The sequence below is a fragment of the Bacteroides sp. RCH18 genome (assembly GCF_058231005.1).
This window is the reverse complement of sequence record NZ_JBIPTC010000001.1, coordinates 2,285,098-2,303,195: the sequence shown is the minus strand read 5'-3', so window position 1 is coordinate 2,303,195 and position 18,098 is coordinate 2,285,098. Positions and strand designations below refer to the sequence as shown.

16 protein-coding genes and 1 pseudogene are annotated in these 18,098 nt (G+C 49.8%); 14 read left to right on the top strand and 3 right to left on the bottom strand.

Annotated elements, in window-relative coordinates; genetic code table 11:
* The first annotated feature begins 342 nt into the window (after positions 1–342).
* From tet(Q) to ACHLI0_RS09240, 6 genes are all read left to right on the top strand, one after another.
* Positions 343–2,268, top strand: a complete 1,926-nt coding sequence (gene tet(Q) / locus ACHLI0_RS09265; protein WP_004291466.1) for a tetracycline resistance ribosomal protection protein Tet(Q) — start codon at positions 343–345, stop codon at positions 2,266–2,268.
* The gene (locus tag ACHLI0_RS09260; protein WP_490748951.1) at positions 2,268–4,586 is read left to right on the top strand and encodes a hybrid sensor histidine kinase/response regulator; all 2,319 of its coding nucleotides are present in this window, start codon (positions 2,268–2,270) and stop codon (positions 4,584–4,586) included. Before tet(Q) ends, ACHLI0_RS09260 begins: the two co-directional genes overlap by 1 nt.
* Entirely contained in the window at positions 4,579–5,901 is a 1,323-nt protein-coding gene (locus ACHLI0_RS09255; protein ID WP_004291471.1) for a sigma-54-dependent transcriptional regulator, read from the top strand. Before ACHLI0_RS09260 ends, ACHLI0_RS09255 begins: the two co-directional genes overlap by 8 nt.
* 279 nt (positions 5,902–6,180) lie before the next feature.
* Positions 6,181–6,603, top strand: coding sequence for a dihydrofolate reductase family protein (locus ACHLI0_RS09250; RefSeq protein ID WP_004291474.1), 423 nt, complete (start codon positions 6,181–6,183; stop codon positions 6,601–6,603).
* 238 nt (positions 6,604–6,841) lie between these two features.
* Positions 6,842–7,447, top strand: coding sequence for an RteC domain-containing protein (locus tag ACHLI0_RS09245; protein WP_490748950.1), 606 nt, complete (start codon positions 6,842–6,844; stop codon positions 7,445–7,447).
* Between the two features lie 118 nt (positions 7,448–7,565).
* Complete coding sequence (locus tag ACHLI0_RS09240) at positions 7,566–8,018, top strand: hypothetical protein (protein ID WP_046147868.1); 453 nt, start codon at positions 7,566–7,568, stop codon at positions 8,016–8,018.
* A 61-nt stretch (positions 8,019–8,079) separates the two neighbouring features.
* Here ACHLI0_RS09240 and mobC read toward each other — a convergent pair whose 3' ends face one another.
* Genes mobC through mobA form a run of 3 tightly spaced genes read right to left on the bottom strand, consistent with a single transcriptional unit; the run spans position 8,080 to position 11,776 of the window.
* Positions 8,080–10,089, bottom strand: a complete 2,010-nt coding sequence (gene mobC, locus ACHLI0_RS09235) for a conjugal transfer protein MobC (RefSeq protein ID WP_046147700.1) — start codon at positions 10,087–10,089, stop codon at positions 8,080–8,082.
* A 32-nt stretch (positions 10,090–10,121) separates the two neighbouring features.
* A complete protein-coding gene (gene mobB, locus ACHLI0_RS09230) occupies positions 10,122–11,372 on the bottom strand; it encodes a conjugal transfer protein MobB (RefSeq protein WP_046147701.1) in 1,251 nt (416 codons plus the stop codon).
* Positions 11,351–11,776 (bottom strand): conjugal transfer protein MobA, encoded by a 426-nt coding sequence (gene mobA, locus ACHLI0_RS09225; RefSeq protein WP_005944180.1) that lies wholly within the window; start codon positions 11,774–11,776, stop codon positions 11,351–11,353. Before mobA ends, mobB begins: the two co-directional genes overlap by 22 nt.
* Before the next feature lie 423 nt (positions 11,777–12,199).
* Here mobA and ACHLI0_RS09220 point away from each other — a divergent pair, with 423 nt between their 5' ends.
* The 8 genes and pseudogenes from ACHLI0_RS09220 to ACHLI0_RS09185 all read left to right on the top strand — a co-directional run.
* Positions 12,200–13,249 (top strand): ParA family protein, encoded by a 1,050-nt coding sequence (locus ACHLI0_RS09220; protein WP_082207583.1) that lies wholly within the window; start codon positions 12,200–12,202, stop codon positions 13,247–13,249.
* Between the two features lie 2 nt (positions 13,250–13,251).
* Positions 13,252–13,692, top strand: coding sequence for a DUF3408 domain-containing protein (locus ACHLI0_RS09215; protein WP_005944168.1), 441 nt, complete (start codon positions 13,252–13,254; stop codon positions 13,690–13,692).
* A 2-nt stretch (positions 13,693–13,694) separates the two neighbouring features.
* A complete protein-coding gene (locus ACHLI0_RS09210; RefSeq protein WP_046147702.1) occupies positions 13,695–14,042 on the top strand; it encodes a DUF3408 domain-containing protein in 348 nt (115 codons plus the stop codon).
* A gap of 19 nt (positions 14,043–14,061) precedes the next feature.
* Positions 14,062–14,304, top strand: coding sequence for a DUF3408 domain-containing protein (locus tag ACHLI0_RS09205; protein ID WP_046147703.1), 243 nt, complete (start codon positions 14,062–14,064; stop codon positions 14,302–14,304).
* The gene (locus tag ACHLI0_RS09200) at positions 14,301–15,017 is read left to right on the top strand and encodes a hypothetical protein (protein ID WP_046147704.1); all 717 of its coding nucleotides are present in this window, start codon (positions 14,301–14,303) and stop codon (positions 15,015–15,017) included. The genes ACHLI0_RS09205 and ACHLI0_RS09200 overlap by 4 nt, the downstream gene beginning before the upstream one ends.
* A gap of 198 nt (positions 15,018–15,215) precedes the next feature.
* Positions 15,216–15,527: a DUF4134 domain-containing protein gene (locus tag ACHLI0_RS09195; protein ID WP_009016663.1), complete on the top strand. Its 312-nt coding sequence runs from the start codon at positions 15,216–15,218 to the stop codon at positions 15,525–15,527.
* 10 nt (positions 15,528–15,537) lie between these two features.
* Positions 15,538–15,870, top strand: coding sequence for a DUF4133 domain-containing protein (locus tag ACHLI0_RS09190; RefSeq protein WP_007366512.1), 333 nt, complete (start codon positions 15,538–15,540; stop codon positions 15,868–15,870).
* A pseudogene (locus ACHLI0_RS09185) lies at positions 15,867–17,783 on the top strand (TraG family conjugative transposon ATPase); the annotation flags it as partial. The gene ACHLI0_RS09190 and the pseudogene ACHLI0_RS09185, both read left to right, overlap by 4 nt.
* Between the last annotated feature and the right edge of the window lie 315 nt (positions 17,784–18,098).

The window sequence follows — 18,098 nt, the reverse complement described above, 5'->3', positions numbered from 1 at the left end:
AAATGCTAAACTAAAGAAGATATTGGCCAAAATAAACGCTATACCGAGAGAGAAACTTGATTTTTCAACTTCCTAAAACGGTGTTGTTCAAACATTTCTACTTATTTGTACTTGCCAGTTGAACCTACGCTTCCCTAATAAAATGTCTATGGTAAAAAGTTAAAAAATCCTCCCACTTTTGTTAGATATATTTTTTTGTGTAATTTTGTAATCGTTATGCGGCAGTAATAATATACATATTAATACGAGTTAGTAATCCTGTAGTTCTCATATGCTACGAGGAGGTATTAAAAGGTGCGTTTCGACAATGCATCTACTGTAGTATATTATTGCTTAATCCAAATGAATATTATAAATTTAGGAATTCTTGCTCACATTGATGCAGGAAAAACTTCCGTAACCGAGAATCTGCTGTTTGCCAGTGGAGCAACGGAAAAGTGCGGCCGTGTGGATAATGGTGACACCATAACGGACTCTATGGATATAGAGAAACGTAGAGGAATTACTGTCCGGGCTTCTACGACATCTATTATCTGGAATGGAGTGAAATGCAATATCATTGACACTCCGGGACACATGGATTTTATTGCGGAAGTGGAGCGGACATTCAAAATGCTTGATGGAGCAGTCCTCATCTTATCCGCAAAGGAAGGCATACAAGCGCAGACAAAGTTGCTGTTCAGTACTTTACAAAAGCTGCAAATCCCGACAATTATATTTATCAATAAGATTGACCGTGCCGGTGTGAATTTGGAGCGTTTGTATATGGATATAAAAACAAATCTGTCGCAAGATGTCCTGTTTATGCAAACTGTTGTCGATGGATCGGTTTATCCGGTTTGCTCCCAAACATATATAAAGGAAGAATACAAAGAATTTGTATGCAACCATGACGACGATATATTAGAACGATATTTGGCGGATAGCGAAATTTCACCGGCTGATTATTGGAATACGATAATCGCTCTTGTGGCAAAAGCCAAAGTCTATCCGGTGCTACATGGATCAGCAATGTTCAATATCGGTATCAATGAGTTGTTGGACGCCATTTCTTCTTTTATACTTCCTCCGGCATCAGTCTCAAACAGACTTTCAGCTTATCTCTATAAGATAGAGCATGACCCCAAAGGGCATAAAAGAAGTTTTCTTAAAATAATTGACGGAAGTCTGAGACTTCGAGACGTTGTAAGAATCAACGATTCGGAAAAATTCATCAAGATTAAAAATCTAAAGACTATTTATCAGGGCAGAGAGATAAATGTTGATGAAGTGGGTGCCAATGATATCGCGATTGTAGAAGATATAGAAGATTTTCGAATCGGAGATTATTTAGGTGCTAAACCTTGTTTGATTCAAGGATTATCTCATCAGCATCCCGCTCTCAAATCCTCCGTCCGGCCAAATAAGCCCGAAGAGAGAAGCAAGGTGATATCCGCTCTGAATACATTGTGGATTGAAGACCCGTCTTTGTCCTTTTCCATAAACTCATATAGTGATGAATTGGAAATCTCGTTATATGGTTTGACCCAAAAGGAAATCATACAGACATTGCTGGAAGAACGATTTTCCGTAAAGGTCCATTTTGATGAGATCAAGACTATCTACAAAGAACGACCTATAAAAAAGGTCAATAAGATTATTCAGATCGAAGTACCACCCAACCCTTACTGGGCCACAATAGGGCTGACTCTTGAACCCTTACCGTTAGGGGCAGGGTTGCAAATCGAAAGTGACATCTCCTATGGTTATCTGAACCATTCTTTTCAAAATGCCGTTTTTGAAGGGATTCGTATGTCTTGCCAATCTGGTTTACATGGATGGGAAGTGACAGATCTGAAAGTAACTTTTACTCAAGCCGAGTATTATAGCCCGGTAAGTACACCTGCTGATTTCAGACAGCTGACCCCTTATGTCTTCAGGCTGGCTTTGCAACAGTCAGGTGTGGACATTCTCGAACCGATGCTCTGTTTTGAGTTGCAGATACCCCAAGTAGCGAGTTCCAAAGCTATTACAGATTTGCAAAAACTGATGTCTGAGATTGAAGACATCAGTTGTAATAATGAGTGGTGTCATATTAAAGGGAAAGTTCCATTAAATACAAGTAAAGACTATGCCTCAGAAGTAAGTTCGTACACTAAGGGCTTAGGCATTTTTATGGTTAAGCCATGTGGGTATCAAATAACAAAAGACGGTTATTCTGATAATATCCGCATGAACGAAAAAGATAAACTTTTATTCATGTTCCAAAAATCAATGTCATTAAAATAATGGAGCGGTCAGGAAATTTCTATAAGGCAATACGGTTGGGATATATACTTATCTCCATTCTTATCGGATGTATGGCATATAATAGCCTCTATGAATGGCAGGAGATAGAAGCATTAGAACTTGGCAATAAAAAAATAGACGAGCTCCGAAAAGAAATAAACAATATCAATATTCAAATGATAAAATTTTCTCTATTGGGTGAAACAATACTGGAATGGAACGATAAAGATATCGAGCATTACCATGCACGGCGTATGGCAATGGACAGTATGCTCTGCCGTTTCAAGGCCACCTATCCAGCAGAGCGCATCGATAGTGTGCGCAGTCTTTTAGAGGATAAGGAACGACAGATGTTCCAGATAGTCCGGTTAATGGATGAACAACAATCTATTAACAAGAAGATAGCCAATCAAATTCCGGTTATTGTACAGAAAAGTGTGCAGGAACAGTCCAAAAAGCCAAAACGAAAAGGTTTCTTAGGCATATTCGGCAAAAAAAAGGAAGTAACTCCAGCAGTATCAACCACTATCCTTCATTCGGTCAATAGAAACGTAATCAGCGAACAGAAAGTGCAGGATCGCCAATTGTCGGAACAAGCCGACAGCCTTGCAGCTCGTAATGCAGAACTTAACAGACAACTGCAAGAATTGATTTGCCAAATAGAAGAAAAGGTACAAACCGAACTGCAAAGCCGGGAAAACGAAATAGTTGCCATGCGTGAAAAGTCATTTATGCAAGTAGGCGGTTTAATGGGATTCGTTCTTCTATTGTTGTTAATTTCCTACATCATCATACATCGTGATGCAAAAAGCATTAAACAATACAAGCACAAGACAACTGATTTGATAAGGCAACTGGAACAATCCGTACAACGGAACGAGGCACTGATAACGTCAAGGAAGAAGGCGGTACATACTATCACCCATGAACTGCGCACACCGCTGACAGCAATAACAGGCTATGCCGGACTGATACGGAAAGAACAGTGTGAGGATAAGTCCGGGCAGTATATCCAAAACATACTGCAATCCTCCGACCGTATGCGGGATATGCTTAACACTTTGCTTGACTTCTTCCGCCTGGACAACGGCAAGGAACAGCCCCGTCTGTCACCCTGCCGGATTTCAGCAATCACGCACACACTTGAAACGGAGTTCATGCCTGTTGCCGTGAACAAAGGGCTGTCCTTGTCCGTGAAGACTGGACACGATGCCATTGTATTGACCGACAAAGAGCGAATAATACAAATCGGGAATAACCTGCTGTCAAACGCTGTCAAGTTCACAGAAGAAGGCGGTGTTTCTTTGATTACTGAATATGATAATGGAGTTCTGACACTGGTCGTTGAAGATACAGGTACAGGCATGACAGAAGAGGAACAGAAACAAGCGTTCGGTGCGTTTGAACGTCTATCAAATGCCGCCGCAAAGGAGGGTTTCGGGCTTGGGCTTGCCATAATGCGTAATATTGTGTCGATGCTTGGCGGAACAATCCGTTTAGACAGCAAGAAAGGGAAAGGCAGTCGTTTCACAGTTGAAATTTCTATGCAGGAAGCTGAAGAACAGCTTGGATATACAAGCAATACACCTGTTTATCATAACAATAAATTCCATGATGTTGTCGCCATTGACAATGATGAGGTATTACTTCTGATGCTGAAAGAGATGTATTCCCAAGAAGGAATACACTGCGACACTTGCACCGATGCTGCGGCACTGATGGAAATGATACGCCAGAAAGAATACAGCCTGTTGCTGACAGACTTGAATATGCCCGATATAAACGGTTTCGAATTGCTGGAACTGTTGCGTTCGTCCAACGTGGGCAATTCACCAACAATCCCGGTGGTTGTGGCAACCGCTTCGGGCAGTTGTAACAAAGGGGAACTATTGGCAAAAGGCTTTGCCGGATGCCTGTTCAAACCGTTCTCCATATCGGAACTGATGGAGGTTTCCGACAGGTGTGCCATAAAAGCGACACCGGACGGGAAACCGGACTTTTCCGCCTTATTGTCCTATGGCAATGAAGCCGTCATGCTGGAAAAGTTGATAACTGAAACAGAAAAGGAAATGCAGGCGGTACGGGATGCAGCAAAAGAAAAAGACCTGCAAAAGCTGGATTCCATGATCCACCACCTGCGCAGTTCGTGGGAGGTGCTCCGTGCCGACCAACCGCTGAATGTACTTTACGGATTGCTTCGTGGCGATGCTCTCCCGGATGGTGAAGCGTTAAGCCATGCCGTGACTGCCGTGCTGGATAAGGGAGTGGAAATAATACGGTTGGCAGAAGAGGAAAGGAGAAAATACGAAGATGAATAAGACAAAAATAATTGTGGTGGAAGACAACATCGTGTATTGCGAATATGTCTGCAATATGCTGTCACGGGAGGGCTACCGCAATATGAAGGCTTACCACCTCTCAACCGCGAAGAAACATCTGCAACAGGCAACAGATAATGATATCGTGGTTGCCGACCTGCGTCTGCCTGACGGCAGTGGCATAGACCTTTTGTGCTGGATGCGAAAGGAGGGAAAGATGCAGCCCTTCATCATTATGACCGACTACGCCGAAGTTAATACCGCCGTGGAAAGCATGAAACTCGGCTCGATAGACTATATTCCCAAACAGCTTGTGGAGGATAAACTTGTCCCCCTGATCCGTTCCATACTGAAAGAACGTCAGGCAGGACAACGCCGTATGCCTATATTCGCCCGTGAAGGTTCCGCCTTTCAGAAAATCATGCACCGCATAAGGCTGGTAGCCGCCACCGATATGAGCGTGATGATATTTGGTGAGAACGGCACGGGCAAGGAGCATATTGCCCACCTGTTGCATGACAAGAGCAAACGTGCAGGCAAGCCATTTGTGGCGGTGGACTGCGGTTCACTCTCCAAAGAGCTTGCACCGTCGGCTTTCTTCGGACACGTCAAAGGTGCATTTACAGGTGCGGACAATGCCAAGAAAGGATATTTCCATGAGGCGGAAGGCGGCACGTTGTTTCTGGACGAGGTAGGAAACCTCGCGTTGGAAACCCAACAGATGTTGCTCCGTGCCATACAGGAGAGGCGGTATCGCCCGGTCGGAGACAAGGCAGACCGGAATTTCAATGTCCGCATCATCGCTGCTACCAATGAAGATTTGGAGGTATCGGTGAATGAAAAGCGTTTTCGGCAGGATCTTCTGTACCGCCTGCACGACTTCGGGATAACCGTTCCTCCGTTGCGTGACTGTCAAGAAGACATTATGCCGCTGGCAGAGTTCTTCCGTGATATGGCAAACAGAGAGCTGGAGTGTAGCGTGAGCGGGTTCAGTTCCGAAGCACGTAAAGCGTTGCTGACACACGCATGGCCGGGCAACGTGCGGGAACTTCGGCAGAAAGTTATGGGTGCTGTATTGCAGGCGCAGGAAGGTGTTGTCATGAAAGAGCATCTGGAACTTGCCGTGACGAAACCGACCTCTACTGTCAGCTTCGCCTTGCGCAATGACGCGGAGGATAAGGAGCGGATATTGCGTGCGTTGAAACAGGCAAACGGCAACCGGAGTGTCGCCGCAGAACTGCTCGGCATAGGCAGGACAACACTATACAGCAAACTTGAAGAGTATGGACTTAAATATAAATTCAAGCAATCATAGCCCGTAATTCACTGAATTTGGCTATCTTTGCATAACATTTGAGAAAAACGGCGATTGGCAGGAGCTTTTCGCCGCCAACATATAGGATAAGACCGCAAGGCGTTTCAAGCGAAAATCTGGTAAATTGGAACTACGGAGACGATTGCGTGATGCTTATGCTATGCTTACGCATAGCGTGCATTCACGTACTCTCCGTAAAGGCTTTACCAGAGCCATCGCTTGAAGGTAGTGTGAATTGCACGCTACTTTTTTACCCTTGCCTAACGAAAGGAAACGATTATGGGTAAAGTTCAGATTCTCGCCGTACTGACGATGGACGGATGTCTTTCTTCAGAGTTATATGATAAAGCACATCAGGATTTGTGCCTTGACCGTTGCGGTCTTGATGAAATCAGGAAGAAAGCCTTTTACCGTGTGACACCGGACTATTCCATTTCAATGCTGCACGAATGGAGAAAAGACTGCACAAACATCCGTTACCTCGCGGAAGCCACACCGGACACGGCAGACTATATAAACGGACTGCTGCGGATGCACGCTGTGGATGAAATCATACTATACACCGTTCCTTTCATATCCGGAAGCGGACGACATTTTTTTAAGTCGGCTCTGCCAGAGCAACACTGGACGCTTTCCTCTTTGAAAAGCTATCCCAACGGTGTATGTCGCATTATCTATATCCTTGATAAAAAAGCAAGATAGCCAAAATGTGCGGCAAGCATACATTTCTATTTTCAGGAATAGAATAAATGTTCCGATTACAAACAATTTAAGTCGGAGATAATTTGTCCTTGTGAAAAAATACTGAATTTTATACCTCTGAAATCCAGCACTTTGTAAAATTGAGTGTTGGATTTTTTATTTTCTGCCGCGTTTTTTGCCAATTATATTCATGTGCGCACGCAGAAAACAAAGTGTAATTTTCAAAATTGACAGAACCATGAATTATTTCTTGCTGGCGGAAACCGACTTTTTCCGCCTGATAAACGAAGCCGGCGACTGCAATATGGAAACGGCATACACGGCTTTCGCCACCCAAGTGATCGAACTGTGCAACGGCGGCATGGACATGAACCTTACCGTCATCGCGCTTGCCTACATCGAAATCGAGTTGCAGCACCATCCCGTACGTAATCTGTCAGAAGAAAAAAGAGAGATTGCCGCCTACGTCAGCAAGGCTCTGTCTTTCGTAAGAAAGATGCAGAAATTCCTTGCCACGCCCCAAGTGCCACCACTAATATCCGCCAACAACGCAACAGAAACCACCGCCAGCCTTCTTCAATGGACGGGCAATGCCATCGACCTCGTGGAACTTATCTACGGCATAGACGTGATGGGCTGCATCAACAACGGCAATATGCCGCTCAAACAGCTCGCCCCACTTCTCTATAAGATATTCGGGGTTGATTCTAAAGACTGCTACCGCTTCTACACTGATATCAAACGCCGGAAGAACGAAAGCCGCACCTATTTCATTGACAGGATGCAGGAAAAACTGAACGAGAGGATGCTCCGCGACGAGGAAATGGAACGAACCAGAAGATAATTAAAGGACGGGTAAATCATGGATAATCATGTATTTCCCCGTCTTTTATTTCCGTTTATTGACAGCCATAGAAATAATATGCCGATATTTGCAACCGGAAAAGAAATTTGATAATCAAATGGCGAAAAAGAAGAAGAAACAGCAGGGACACTATTGCCGTATCTGCGGTGACTACAAGGCGAACGAGAAGTTCAGCGGCAAAGGTCACGCACAACATATCTGCAAGAGTTGCATGTCCGCCATGCGTAGCGGCAAGAATCCGGAGGATATTCTGCCGGAACCGTTGCCCATGAGCCGTGAAACGACACGCTTCAAGAAACTGGACAAAGAGGGAAAATCCGTGTTGAAGGCGTTTATCACCGAAGCAGTAACCGAATACTGGCATGAATACAGACAGATACCGTTTGCAGAAGGTTTCTCCGAACTTAAAAAATATATCATCGGAACTTACGATGAGGAATGCGGCATACTCCTGAAAGATGACGCGGAACTGAAGACCTACTTTCAGACCCATACGATAACGACCATAAACAAATTGCTGAAAGAGGAAAATCCGGAAAATGAAGGGTAAAGAATAACGGGCGGAACAAGGTATCAAACTTGCCCCGCCCGTTTTTGTTGCCGCCTGCCGGCTATTTCTGCTGCAACAGATGTTTCAGATTTTCGTCACCCGCGATACGTTCCAGCTCGTCGGCGACAATCTGTTTCACCTCCTTCTTGATACGCCTGTAATTCGCCTGCACCGTTTCCTTCATGCAGTCGTTGCCCTCCTCGTCCGTGAAGTCGGTAATGACGGGTATCGGCTTGTAGGCTTTCTCCTCGCGCTTGACCTTCTCGGCATCCACGACAATCTCACAGTGGAAAATCTTCTGTTCTATACGTTCGTTGAAATTGTCGGACACCGAACCGACAAACATTCCCTGCGTAAGCCCGGAAATCTTGCTCGGCGGGATAAGCGCGTCCATCTGCGTGTTGATGGAGGTGGAAACGTCCTGCCGGTTGATGGAAATGGACTGCCGCTTCTGCAACACCTTTCCGAACCGTTCGGATAGCGTCTTGGCGGTTTCGCCCACCACCTGACCGGAGAAGATATTTCCGACAGTATTCATCACGACTTTGGCTTCTTTATCGCCATAGTCACGCACCAACTGGCTGAAATCCTGAAAGCCCAGACACACGGCAACCTTGTTGCTTCGCGCGGTGGCGATAAGGTTGTCCAGCCCCTTGAAATATATCGTCGGAAGCTCGTCGATGATGACCGACGACTTCAACATCCCTTTCTTGTTGATGAGCTTCACGATACGGGAGTTATACAGACCGAGAGCCGCACCATAAATGTTCTGACGGTCGGGATTGTTGCCCACGCAGAGAATTTTCGGCTCTTCGGGATTGTTGATGTCCAGCGTGAACTCGCTGTCCGACATTACCCAATAGAGCTGCGGGGAAATCATGCGTGACAGTGGGATTTTCGCTGAAGCGATCTGCCCCATTAACTGCTCCGCAGCCCCTCCGAGCCAAGCATCCATGAACGGTGAGAGATAGTTCTCCAGTTCGGGATAAGAGGTCAGTATCGGGAAAATATCCTCGTAACGGCGGTTCAGGAACTCGATGGCATGGGGGAACGTGCAATACTTGCCGTTCTGATAGATTTTCAAATACCATATAATACTGGCAAACAGAATGATGGGCGATTCCACGAAGAAGTCGCCCTGCTTTTGCACCCACGACTTGTTCAAATTGAGCATGATGGTGTACGCGCTCTCGTAAGCGTCCGTAATATCCTCCATGAAATCCGGGTGAATGGGATTGCAACGGTGGCTGCGTCGCGGGTCGTCGAAGTTTATCACGTAAAACTTCGGCTTCACCTTGTAGCCCTCCGGGTGGTTGAGCAGATGGTTATAGGCAATCGTGGACAGGTCGCTGAATTTGAAATCATAGACATACATCGAGAAGCCCTTCTCAATCTGCTGCTTGATAAAACTGTTTACCACCGCGTATGACTTTCCGCTGCCCGGTGTACCCAATACGATGGAAGCCCTGAAGGGATTCACTACGTTAATCCAGCCGTTGTTCCAACGCTTCTTGTAGTAAAACCGTGTCGGAAGATTGACCGAATACTCGCTTTCGATGAGCCGTGTTTCCTGCATGAAGCTCTCGTTCTCGTTGTTGAACACGTCATCCATGAGGTTGTGCTTCAACAGGCGGCTCATCCACAGACCGCCCATCAGCAGGCATACATAGCCCGTGCCGACGGTCAGCACGTAAAGCCCCGTCACCGCTTCCACCGGCAACGGCAATGCCAGTATCCACCAGTTCAGGAAGAACAGCACGAACCCTGCGGCAAGAACCGTCCAGATCCTTCCCCAAGTGATTTTCTCTCCCTTGACGCCCTTTGTTCCCAGACAGGACAGGGCAAGCAGGAGGACGGCAAACAGTTTCGTGTAGAGGATGGAACGGAACAACCCCGCCGTGCGGTTGAAATTCATCAGGATTCTGTCCACCACGCCGATGTCCACGCTCCAGAGCCGTATGGCTTCATAGCAGAACCAGTACACGTTCATGACCACTAAAATAATACTCACGGCACGCAGAAAATCCATGATTTTCGCCAATGCCCTCAAATCGTCTTCTTGTTGTGACATAGATTGAAAAATTTTGATATTGATACTTCCGGTTACATTCCCAAACCCTTGCGCCTCTTCTTTTTCCTCTTGCGCTGCATCGCCCGGATAAAGGCTTCCTCCTCGGCATCCACAGCCGGACCTTCGGGAGTGAGCAGACCGACACCGCCCGCTGTGTTCCCGTAGTCGGATGCGGTATGTCCGCGCATATCCTCTCCTGTTTCCACCGGAACGAAAAGCGGAATAGGCGGCAGTCCGGCATAAGGCAGCGTGAAGTGTTCCTGCAAGGCGTTGGCGGAAAGTTCCTTGCCCATGCGCGAGCCGTTCAGCACGCAGCCCGTGCGGTGGTCGATGAACGTGGCTCCGTAGATGCGTCCTTCCTCCGTGTAGCGCAGCACGGTGTCGATGCCTTTCTCCCTGAGCCGCGAAACGAACTTCTCCTTGTCATACGTGCCTTCAAGCACGGAAAGGACGGTGCGTTTCGTCATGTCGGCGAGTTTCCGGTCCTTAATCTCCTGCTTGGAACGTGCAAACTTCTTCTGCACGGCTTCATAGCCTGCAGACTTCCCGAAAAGCGAGGACTTGAACGGGTTGCCCGTCTTGTTCCCGGCATCATCGGTGACGGAATAGACCAGCCCGCGATACTCGCGTCCGCGCACGTTTCCCCGCGCTTCCTCCACCGTCATATTATATAAGGAAAGGAGGGCGCGGTATTCGCCCATCGTCTGGAAACGGTACTGCCCACCCAGAGCCTTGACGGTATTTCCGACCTGCCTCTTCACGTCGCCCGCCGAAGCGTCCACCTTGCGCAGAGGGTTCTCTATCCGTTGATTCTTACGTTCCGCCGGGTGCAGCCCGTACTTCCGTTCCAATTCCCGACGGATGCGGTCGCTGCGGCGGAAAAGGAAATCCTGATTGAGCCGCCTGCCTTTCTCGTCCACATTGATTGTCACGATATGCAGGTGGTGGCGGTCTATGTCCTCGTGCTTGACAATAAGATACGGCTGGTTCCCGTAGCCGAGTTTCTCCAGATACTCGCGTGCGATGTCCTGCAATTCCGTATCGGTCAGCACGTCGTCGGGATGCGGGTTGAGCGAGATATGGAGTACCGGTTTCTCCACCCTCGTATGCTCCGGCATACAGGCGAGAAAGCCCTCCATCGCCTTGCGGATGTCCACCGTCCCCGTGCCGTCATTGTAGATGCGGTTGGTGGTGAGCAGACGCCCTTTCGCCTCGTTGATCTTTTCTCCGTTGTAGGCAAGCGCGCCGTACAGCGACTTTCCTACACTGATTTTTGCGACCATTTCGCCTCCATTTCTCTCGACAATTCCACAATCTGACGGCTCAGTTTCACGAGTTCGACGGTCTGCTGCTCCAGCTTGTAGAGCAACGCCATCGCCTTTTTCTCGGAAAAATGCAGCCTCAGTTCCTTCACGACTTGGTTGTAGTTCGTGCCTACCGCGCGGAACTGCGCATGGAAATCGGACAGTCTGGTGTAGTAATCCACCAGCGTCCTGTCCACTTTCAGCACCCTGAACGGCTGCCCGAAGAAGTGCGCCTTGATGAAAACCGACTTGGCGTAAACGCCCGACTTCTCGAACATGGCGAGGAAACGGTTGTGTTCCTCCTCGTTGAAACGGACGGTGTAACGGAACACCGCCGGATCAAGTTTGGGATTTCTCCCGGTCTTGTTTCTTTTCTCTTTCATATAAAACTTTGGATTTAGCGGATGGACGGCATAAGCCGCCGCTTGGGGTCACAGACACCGCAGGTTTGAAAGGCTTCCCGACTTCGGAGAGGAAGCCCGCCCCCTGCAAGGGCAAGTGCTTTTCGTGGCTGCTCAAAACGTTTTGAGCGGCTGAAAAGACATCTTGCTATGTTCAGGCGAACATAAAAATCCGTCGGGGACGGATTGGGGGAATGCCTTTCAAACTCCGGGCTGCGCCACCTGCGGCGAACCCTGCCGTTCGGGTGCAAAGTTACGCCCTTAAAGCGGTATCGGACAGAGGCTTGAACCGGACAATCAGAGCCAACCGGCGCAATATGCCGCCACTTGCAGGGGAAGTGGTACGGATTCAAAAATATCCTTGTTTATTTGCAGCATGATTCAAAAAACGAACGATTTGAAGATATGAAAAATGAGGCTTTCAAATACCCGGCAAACCGCTTCGGCGGATATTTGCCAGACCGGATACCCGAACCTTCGGATACCCGGTTTCCCAATGACGCGGTGATTCACGGATTCAATGACTTCATGACGCAATGTCGTCATTCATCAGTTATCCGAACCTCTGCTTCACCGTTGAAGCGGATACGTGACGAACCGGACAGACAGAGATTCGCGGATGCGGATATACATGTCACCGATTCCGTATCGGAGCAGGAAAACAATTCATCAACCATTAAAACCAACAGAACCATGAGTAATGAAACATTCGTTGCATTCGCAACACAGAAAGGGGGCATCGGCAAATCCACCGTCACGGCACTTGCCGCCAATTACCTCCACAACGTGAAAGGACACAATGTCGCCGTCATAGACTGCGACGCCCCGCAGCACAGCATACACGGGTTGCGTGAACGTGAAACGGGACTTATCGGCGGGAGCCTCTATTTCAAGGCACTCGCGTGTAACCACTTCCGCAAGATAAGGAAGAACGCCTACCCGGTCATCGCAAGCGACGCCCTCAACGCCCTCGATGATGCCGAAAGGATGCTTGCCGAAGAAGAGGTGAAACCCGACGTCGTGTTCTTCGACATGCCGGGAACCCTGAAAAGCAACGGCGTGGTCAAGACCCTCTCGCAGATGGACTACATCTTCGCGCCCATGAGTGCCGACCGTTTTGTCGTGGAAAGCACCCTGCAATTCGCCGTGATGTTCCGTGACAACCTCATGACGACGGGACAGGCGAAAACAAAAGGGCTGTACCTGTTCTGGACGATGGTGGACGGCAGGGAGAAGAACGGGCTTTACGACCTGTATGAGGATGTGATCGCCGAGATGGGGCTGCCGGTGCTGTCCACCCGCCTGCCCGACAGCAAGAAGTTCCGGCGCGACCTCTCGGAAGAGCGCAAGAGCGTGTTCCGCTCGACCATCTTCCCGATGGATGCGTCCCTGCTGAAAGGGAGCGGCATCCGTGAGTTCTCGGAAGAGATAAGCCGTATCATCAGACCTCAATAATCATGGGCAGCAGGAAAGTGAACACCGAAGGCATTGACGAGGAACTGTTGATAGCCTCCATCGGCAGACGCAGGCAGGACGGGACCCTGTACCACGCGCAGGAGCCGCCCGCGCCTGCCCCCGAAGAAGAAAGCGTCCCTGAAACGGAACCGCCGCCCGTGCAATATACGGCAAAGGAAAAACCGCAGAGGGACACCGTCCGCCGCAAACGGCAGGAGGACGACTATTCCGGGCTGTTCCTCCGCCGCAACGAGATAAAGACGCGCCAGTGCGTCTATATCAGCCGCGACGTCCACAGCAAGATTCTCAAAATCGTGAACGACATCGCCGGGCGTGAAATCTCGGTAGGCGGCTACGTGGACACCGTGCTGCGCCAACATCTGGAACAGCACAAGGAGAAAATAAACGAACTGTACAAGAAACAACGTGAAGACTTGATTTGAATATGGAAAAGAACCAGAAAAACAGAAGTCCGCAGCATGACGGCGGCGGTATGCTTGCCCAAGTGCAGGCGAGTGTGGAAATCCTGTCCCCCGTGCCGTTAGGCGGCAAATGCGGTGAGAAGGACTATGAACGGCTGTTCATCCGTGAAGCCGAAGTGAAGGCACGCGAGGGAAAGATGGCGTATGTGCGCCCGGAGTACCACGACCGCATCATGCGTATCACCCGTGTGATCGGGCATGACCGGCTGTCGCTGTCCGCCTACATCGACCATGTGCTTACGCACCACTTCAACCAGTGCGAGGAGGCGATAAAGAGCCTTTACGCCCAGAATTACGACGCAGTATTTTAATCCTAAAAAAGTAACAGACATGAAAGGAAAGAAGAAAGATTATCGCGCCTTCCTGAAAAAATCAGGAATCAAGGCGAGAGAGGGAAAGCAAGTGTACATCAGTTTGGCAAACCACAGCGTGATAACCGAAATCACCTATTTATTAGGTAAGGGAAACCTGACCATCGCCGACTATCTGGACAATGTGCTTAACGAACATTTCCAGACACACCGTGCCGAAATCAACCGTATGTTGGATTCAGTCCCCAAAGTAGAGCTATGAACATGACTATGATTCTGCTGACCGTATCGGTCGGCTGCAACCTGTGGTTTCTGTTCCTGCTCCTTTATGACAGGATCATGGAAACCAGACTTGTCCGCTTCCTCAGAAGCATAGCCGGAGTGTGGCGGTCGTTGGGCGGCACGGCGGCAAAGCCCGAAACGGTAAGGGACACACCGCCCGCAGACACCCCGGACATCATCGGCAAGAGCCGTTTCAGGATGGCATCGACCCGGACAACCGCTGCCATACCGACGCAAGAAGCCGCCACTTCGGAAAAAGGCATTGAACTGACGGAGGAAGAGGCTACTTTTGACGACGGAAACACGGAAACCGTGTCCCGTCCCGCCCAAGTTCCGGAGGATAAACTCGACGAAACCTTCACGAGCCTCACGCCTTCGGAACTGGAGTTCGGGGAGGACGAGCCGGAGGAAGAAACGCCCGACGCGCCGAGGGCATCCGGAAGCAGCTTCGACGAGATAGACGATGCAGTCAGAACCGCCAAGAACCCAGAAGCGACAACGACGGAACGGGAGCGGGCGGCAAAGGTCTTCACCGACATGGAAGGGACGGAGCTGTACGAGAAGCTGATGAACGGCTCGTCTGAAATGAGCATCCGCATCAAGGGGCTTATTGAAATCCGGCTGAAGAAACCGAAAAAGGATTTTGTCGTCCCGGACAGTATTGAGGACTTCGACATCCGCGACTATGTATAACGAAAAAAGAAATGGTAATGAAAATGTAAAATTACACCCATGCGGTGAGGAAGTGCAAGGCACGTCCGGTTCGCAACGGACACACCCAAGTCCGTAGAAACAAACGGGCAACCCACTAAACCAAAGTAAAGTAACCGAGTATCAACCGCCCGACAAAGGACCATCCACCCTTTTGACGGCACAAAACAAGAACAGTTTATGAACAAGAACAACAGACAGAAACTTATCCTCTCAGCGGCACTTCTGGTTGCCGCAACCGCCTCCGCCTTCGCGCAGGGAAACGGCATCGCGGGCATCAACGAAGCCACCTCTATGGTGAGTTCGTATTTCGACCCCGGCACGAAACTCATCTACGCCATCGGCGCGGTAGTCGGGCTTATCGGGGGCGTGAAAGTGTACGGGAAGTTCTCGTCCGGCGACCCCGACACCTCCAAGACTGCCGCCTCGTGGTTCGGGGCGTGCATCTTCCTGATTGTCGCCGCCACCATCCTGCGCTCATTCTTCCTTTAATAAATAATGTATGGCTGAATACCCGATAAACAAGGGTATCGGCCGTCCGGTAGAGTTCAAGGGCTTGAAGGCTCAGTACCTCTTCATTTTCTGCGGAGGTCTGCTGGCTCTCTTCGTCCTGTTCGTCATCCTCTACATGGTCGGCATCGACCAGTGGGTATGTATCGGCTTCGGCGTGGCATCGTCCTCCATCCTCGTATGGCAGACCTTCGCGCTGAACGCCCGGTACGGCGAACACGGGCTTATGAAATTAGGGGCAACAAGGAGCCATCCCCGATACCTTATCAACCGGCGGCGGATCACCCGATTATTCAAACGGAAACGAAAGGAAGAAACGACATGAGGAATACATCCAAAATGACAACACTGGAAAACAAGTTCCCGCTATTGGCGGTGGAGCAAGGCTGCATCATCTCCAAAGACGCCGACATCACGGTGGCTTTCGAGGTGGAGCTGCCGGAGCTTTACACCGTGACGGGTGCGGAGTACGAGGCGATACACGGCTGCTGGTGCAAGGCGATCAAGGTGCTGCCGGACTTCTCCGTCGTCCACAAGCAGGACTGGTTCATCAAGGAGAAGTACACGCCGGAACTTCACAAGGACGACATGAGTTTTTTGAGCCGCTCTTTCGAGCGTCACTTCAACGAGCGTCCGTACCTGAAGCACACCTGCTACCTCTACCTGACCAAGACGACGAAGGAGCGTAACCGGATGCAGAGCAATTTCAGCACGCTGTGCCGTGGGCATATCATCCCGAAGGAGCTGAATAAGGAAACCGCCGCGAAGTTCATAGAGGCTGCGGAACAGTTCGAGCGCATCATCAACGACAGCGGCTTCGTCAGGCTGCGCCGCCTCTCCACCGACGAGATTGTGGGGACGGACGGCAAAGCCGGACTGATAGAGCGTTACTTCTCGCTCATGCCCGAAGGCGACACGACCTTGCAGGACATTGACCTCTCGGCGAGGGAAATGCGCATCGGCGACAACCGCCTGTGCCTGCACACCCTGTCCGACGCGGAAGACCTGCCCGGCACGGTGGCTACCGACACCCGGTATGAGAAACTCTCCACCGACCGCTCGGACTGCCGCCTCTCCTTCGCCTCCCCGGTGGGGTTGCTGCTTTCCTGCAACCACATCTACAACCAGTACGTGATTATCGACAACAGCGAGGAGAACCTTCAAAAATTCGAGAAATCCGCAAGGAATATGCAGTCGTTATCCCGATACAGCCGGAGCAACAGCATCAACCGCGAGTGGATAGACCGCTACCTGAACGAGGCGCACTCCTACGGGCTGACCTCGGTGCGGGCGCACTTCAACGTCATGGCGTGGAGCGACGACGCGGAGGAACTGAAACACATAAAGAACGACGTGGGCAGCCAGATGGCAAGCATGGAGTGCGTGCCGCGCCACAATACCGTTGACTGCCCGACACTTTATTGGGCGGCGATGCCCGGCAATGCTGCGGATTTTCCGGCGGAAGAGAGTTTCCACACCTTCATCGAACAGGCGGTGTGCCTTTTCACGGAAGAAACCAACTATCGCAGCTCGCTCTCGCCCTTCGGCATCAAGATGGTGGACAGGCTCACGGGAAAACCGCTGCACCTCGACATCAGCGACCTGCCGATGAAGCGGGGCATCACCACCAACCGCAACAAGTTCGTATTGGGTCCTTCGGGCAGCGGCAAGTCGTTCTTCATGAACCACTTGGTGCGCCAATACTACGAGCAGGGCGCGCATGTGGTATTGGTGGACACGGGAAACTCCTATCAGGGGCTATGCGAGATGATACGGCGTAAGACAAACGGGGCGGACGGCGTGTATTTCACCTACACGGAGGAGAAGCCCATCAGCTTCAACCCGTTCTATACCGACGACTACGTGTTCGACGTGGAGAAGAAGGACAGCATCAAGACGCTGCTGCTGACGCTCTGGAAGTCGGAGGACGACAAGGTGACGAAAACCGAAAGCGGGGAATTGGGCAGTGCCGTGAGTGCCTACATCGAGCGCATCAGGGCTGACCGGAGCATCGTCCCCTCGTTCAACACCTTCTACGAGTACATGCGCGACGACTACCGCAGGGAACTGGCGGAGCGTGACATCAAGGTGGAAAAGGAGGACTTCAACATCGACAACATGCTCACCACCATGCGGCAGTATTATCGGGGCGGACGCTACGACTTCCTGCTCAACTCGGCGGAGAACATCGACCTGCTGGGCAAACGGTTCATCGTCTTCGAGATTGATTCCATCAAGGGTGCGCCCGTCAAGGCTGCGTAAGTAACAGTCCCATTAGCAAGGGATTAGGTAAGTGTACATTGAAATGACCTATCATCCGCCTGCTTATCCATTCAACGAAAGACGATGGGGAGTGTAGCATGCAGGAAAAGCCATAAGTCAGTTAGTTACCAAACTGCGACTGAATGGTAGGATGAAAAGACAGATAAAGGATAAAGTCTATACTGATTGAATGATAGTCCAAGCGGTATCTGGTTGTACCTGCAACGTAAGGTAGCTATTTGAATTATCCCGAAGAGGGAAATTCATACTCGTTGTATCGTGACACTCGTC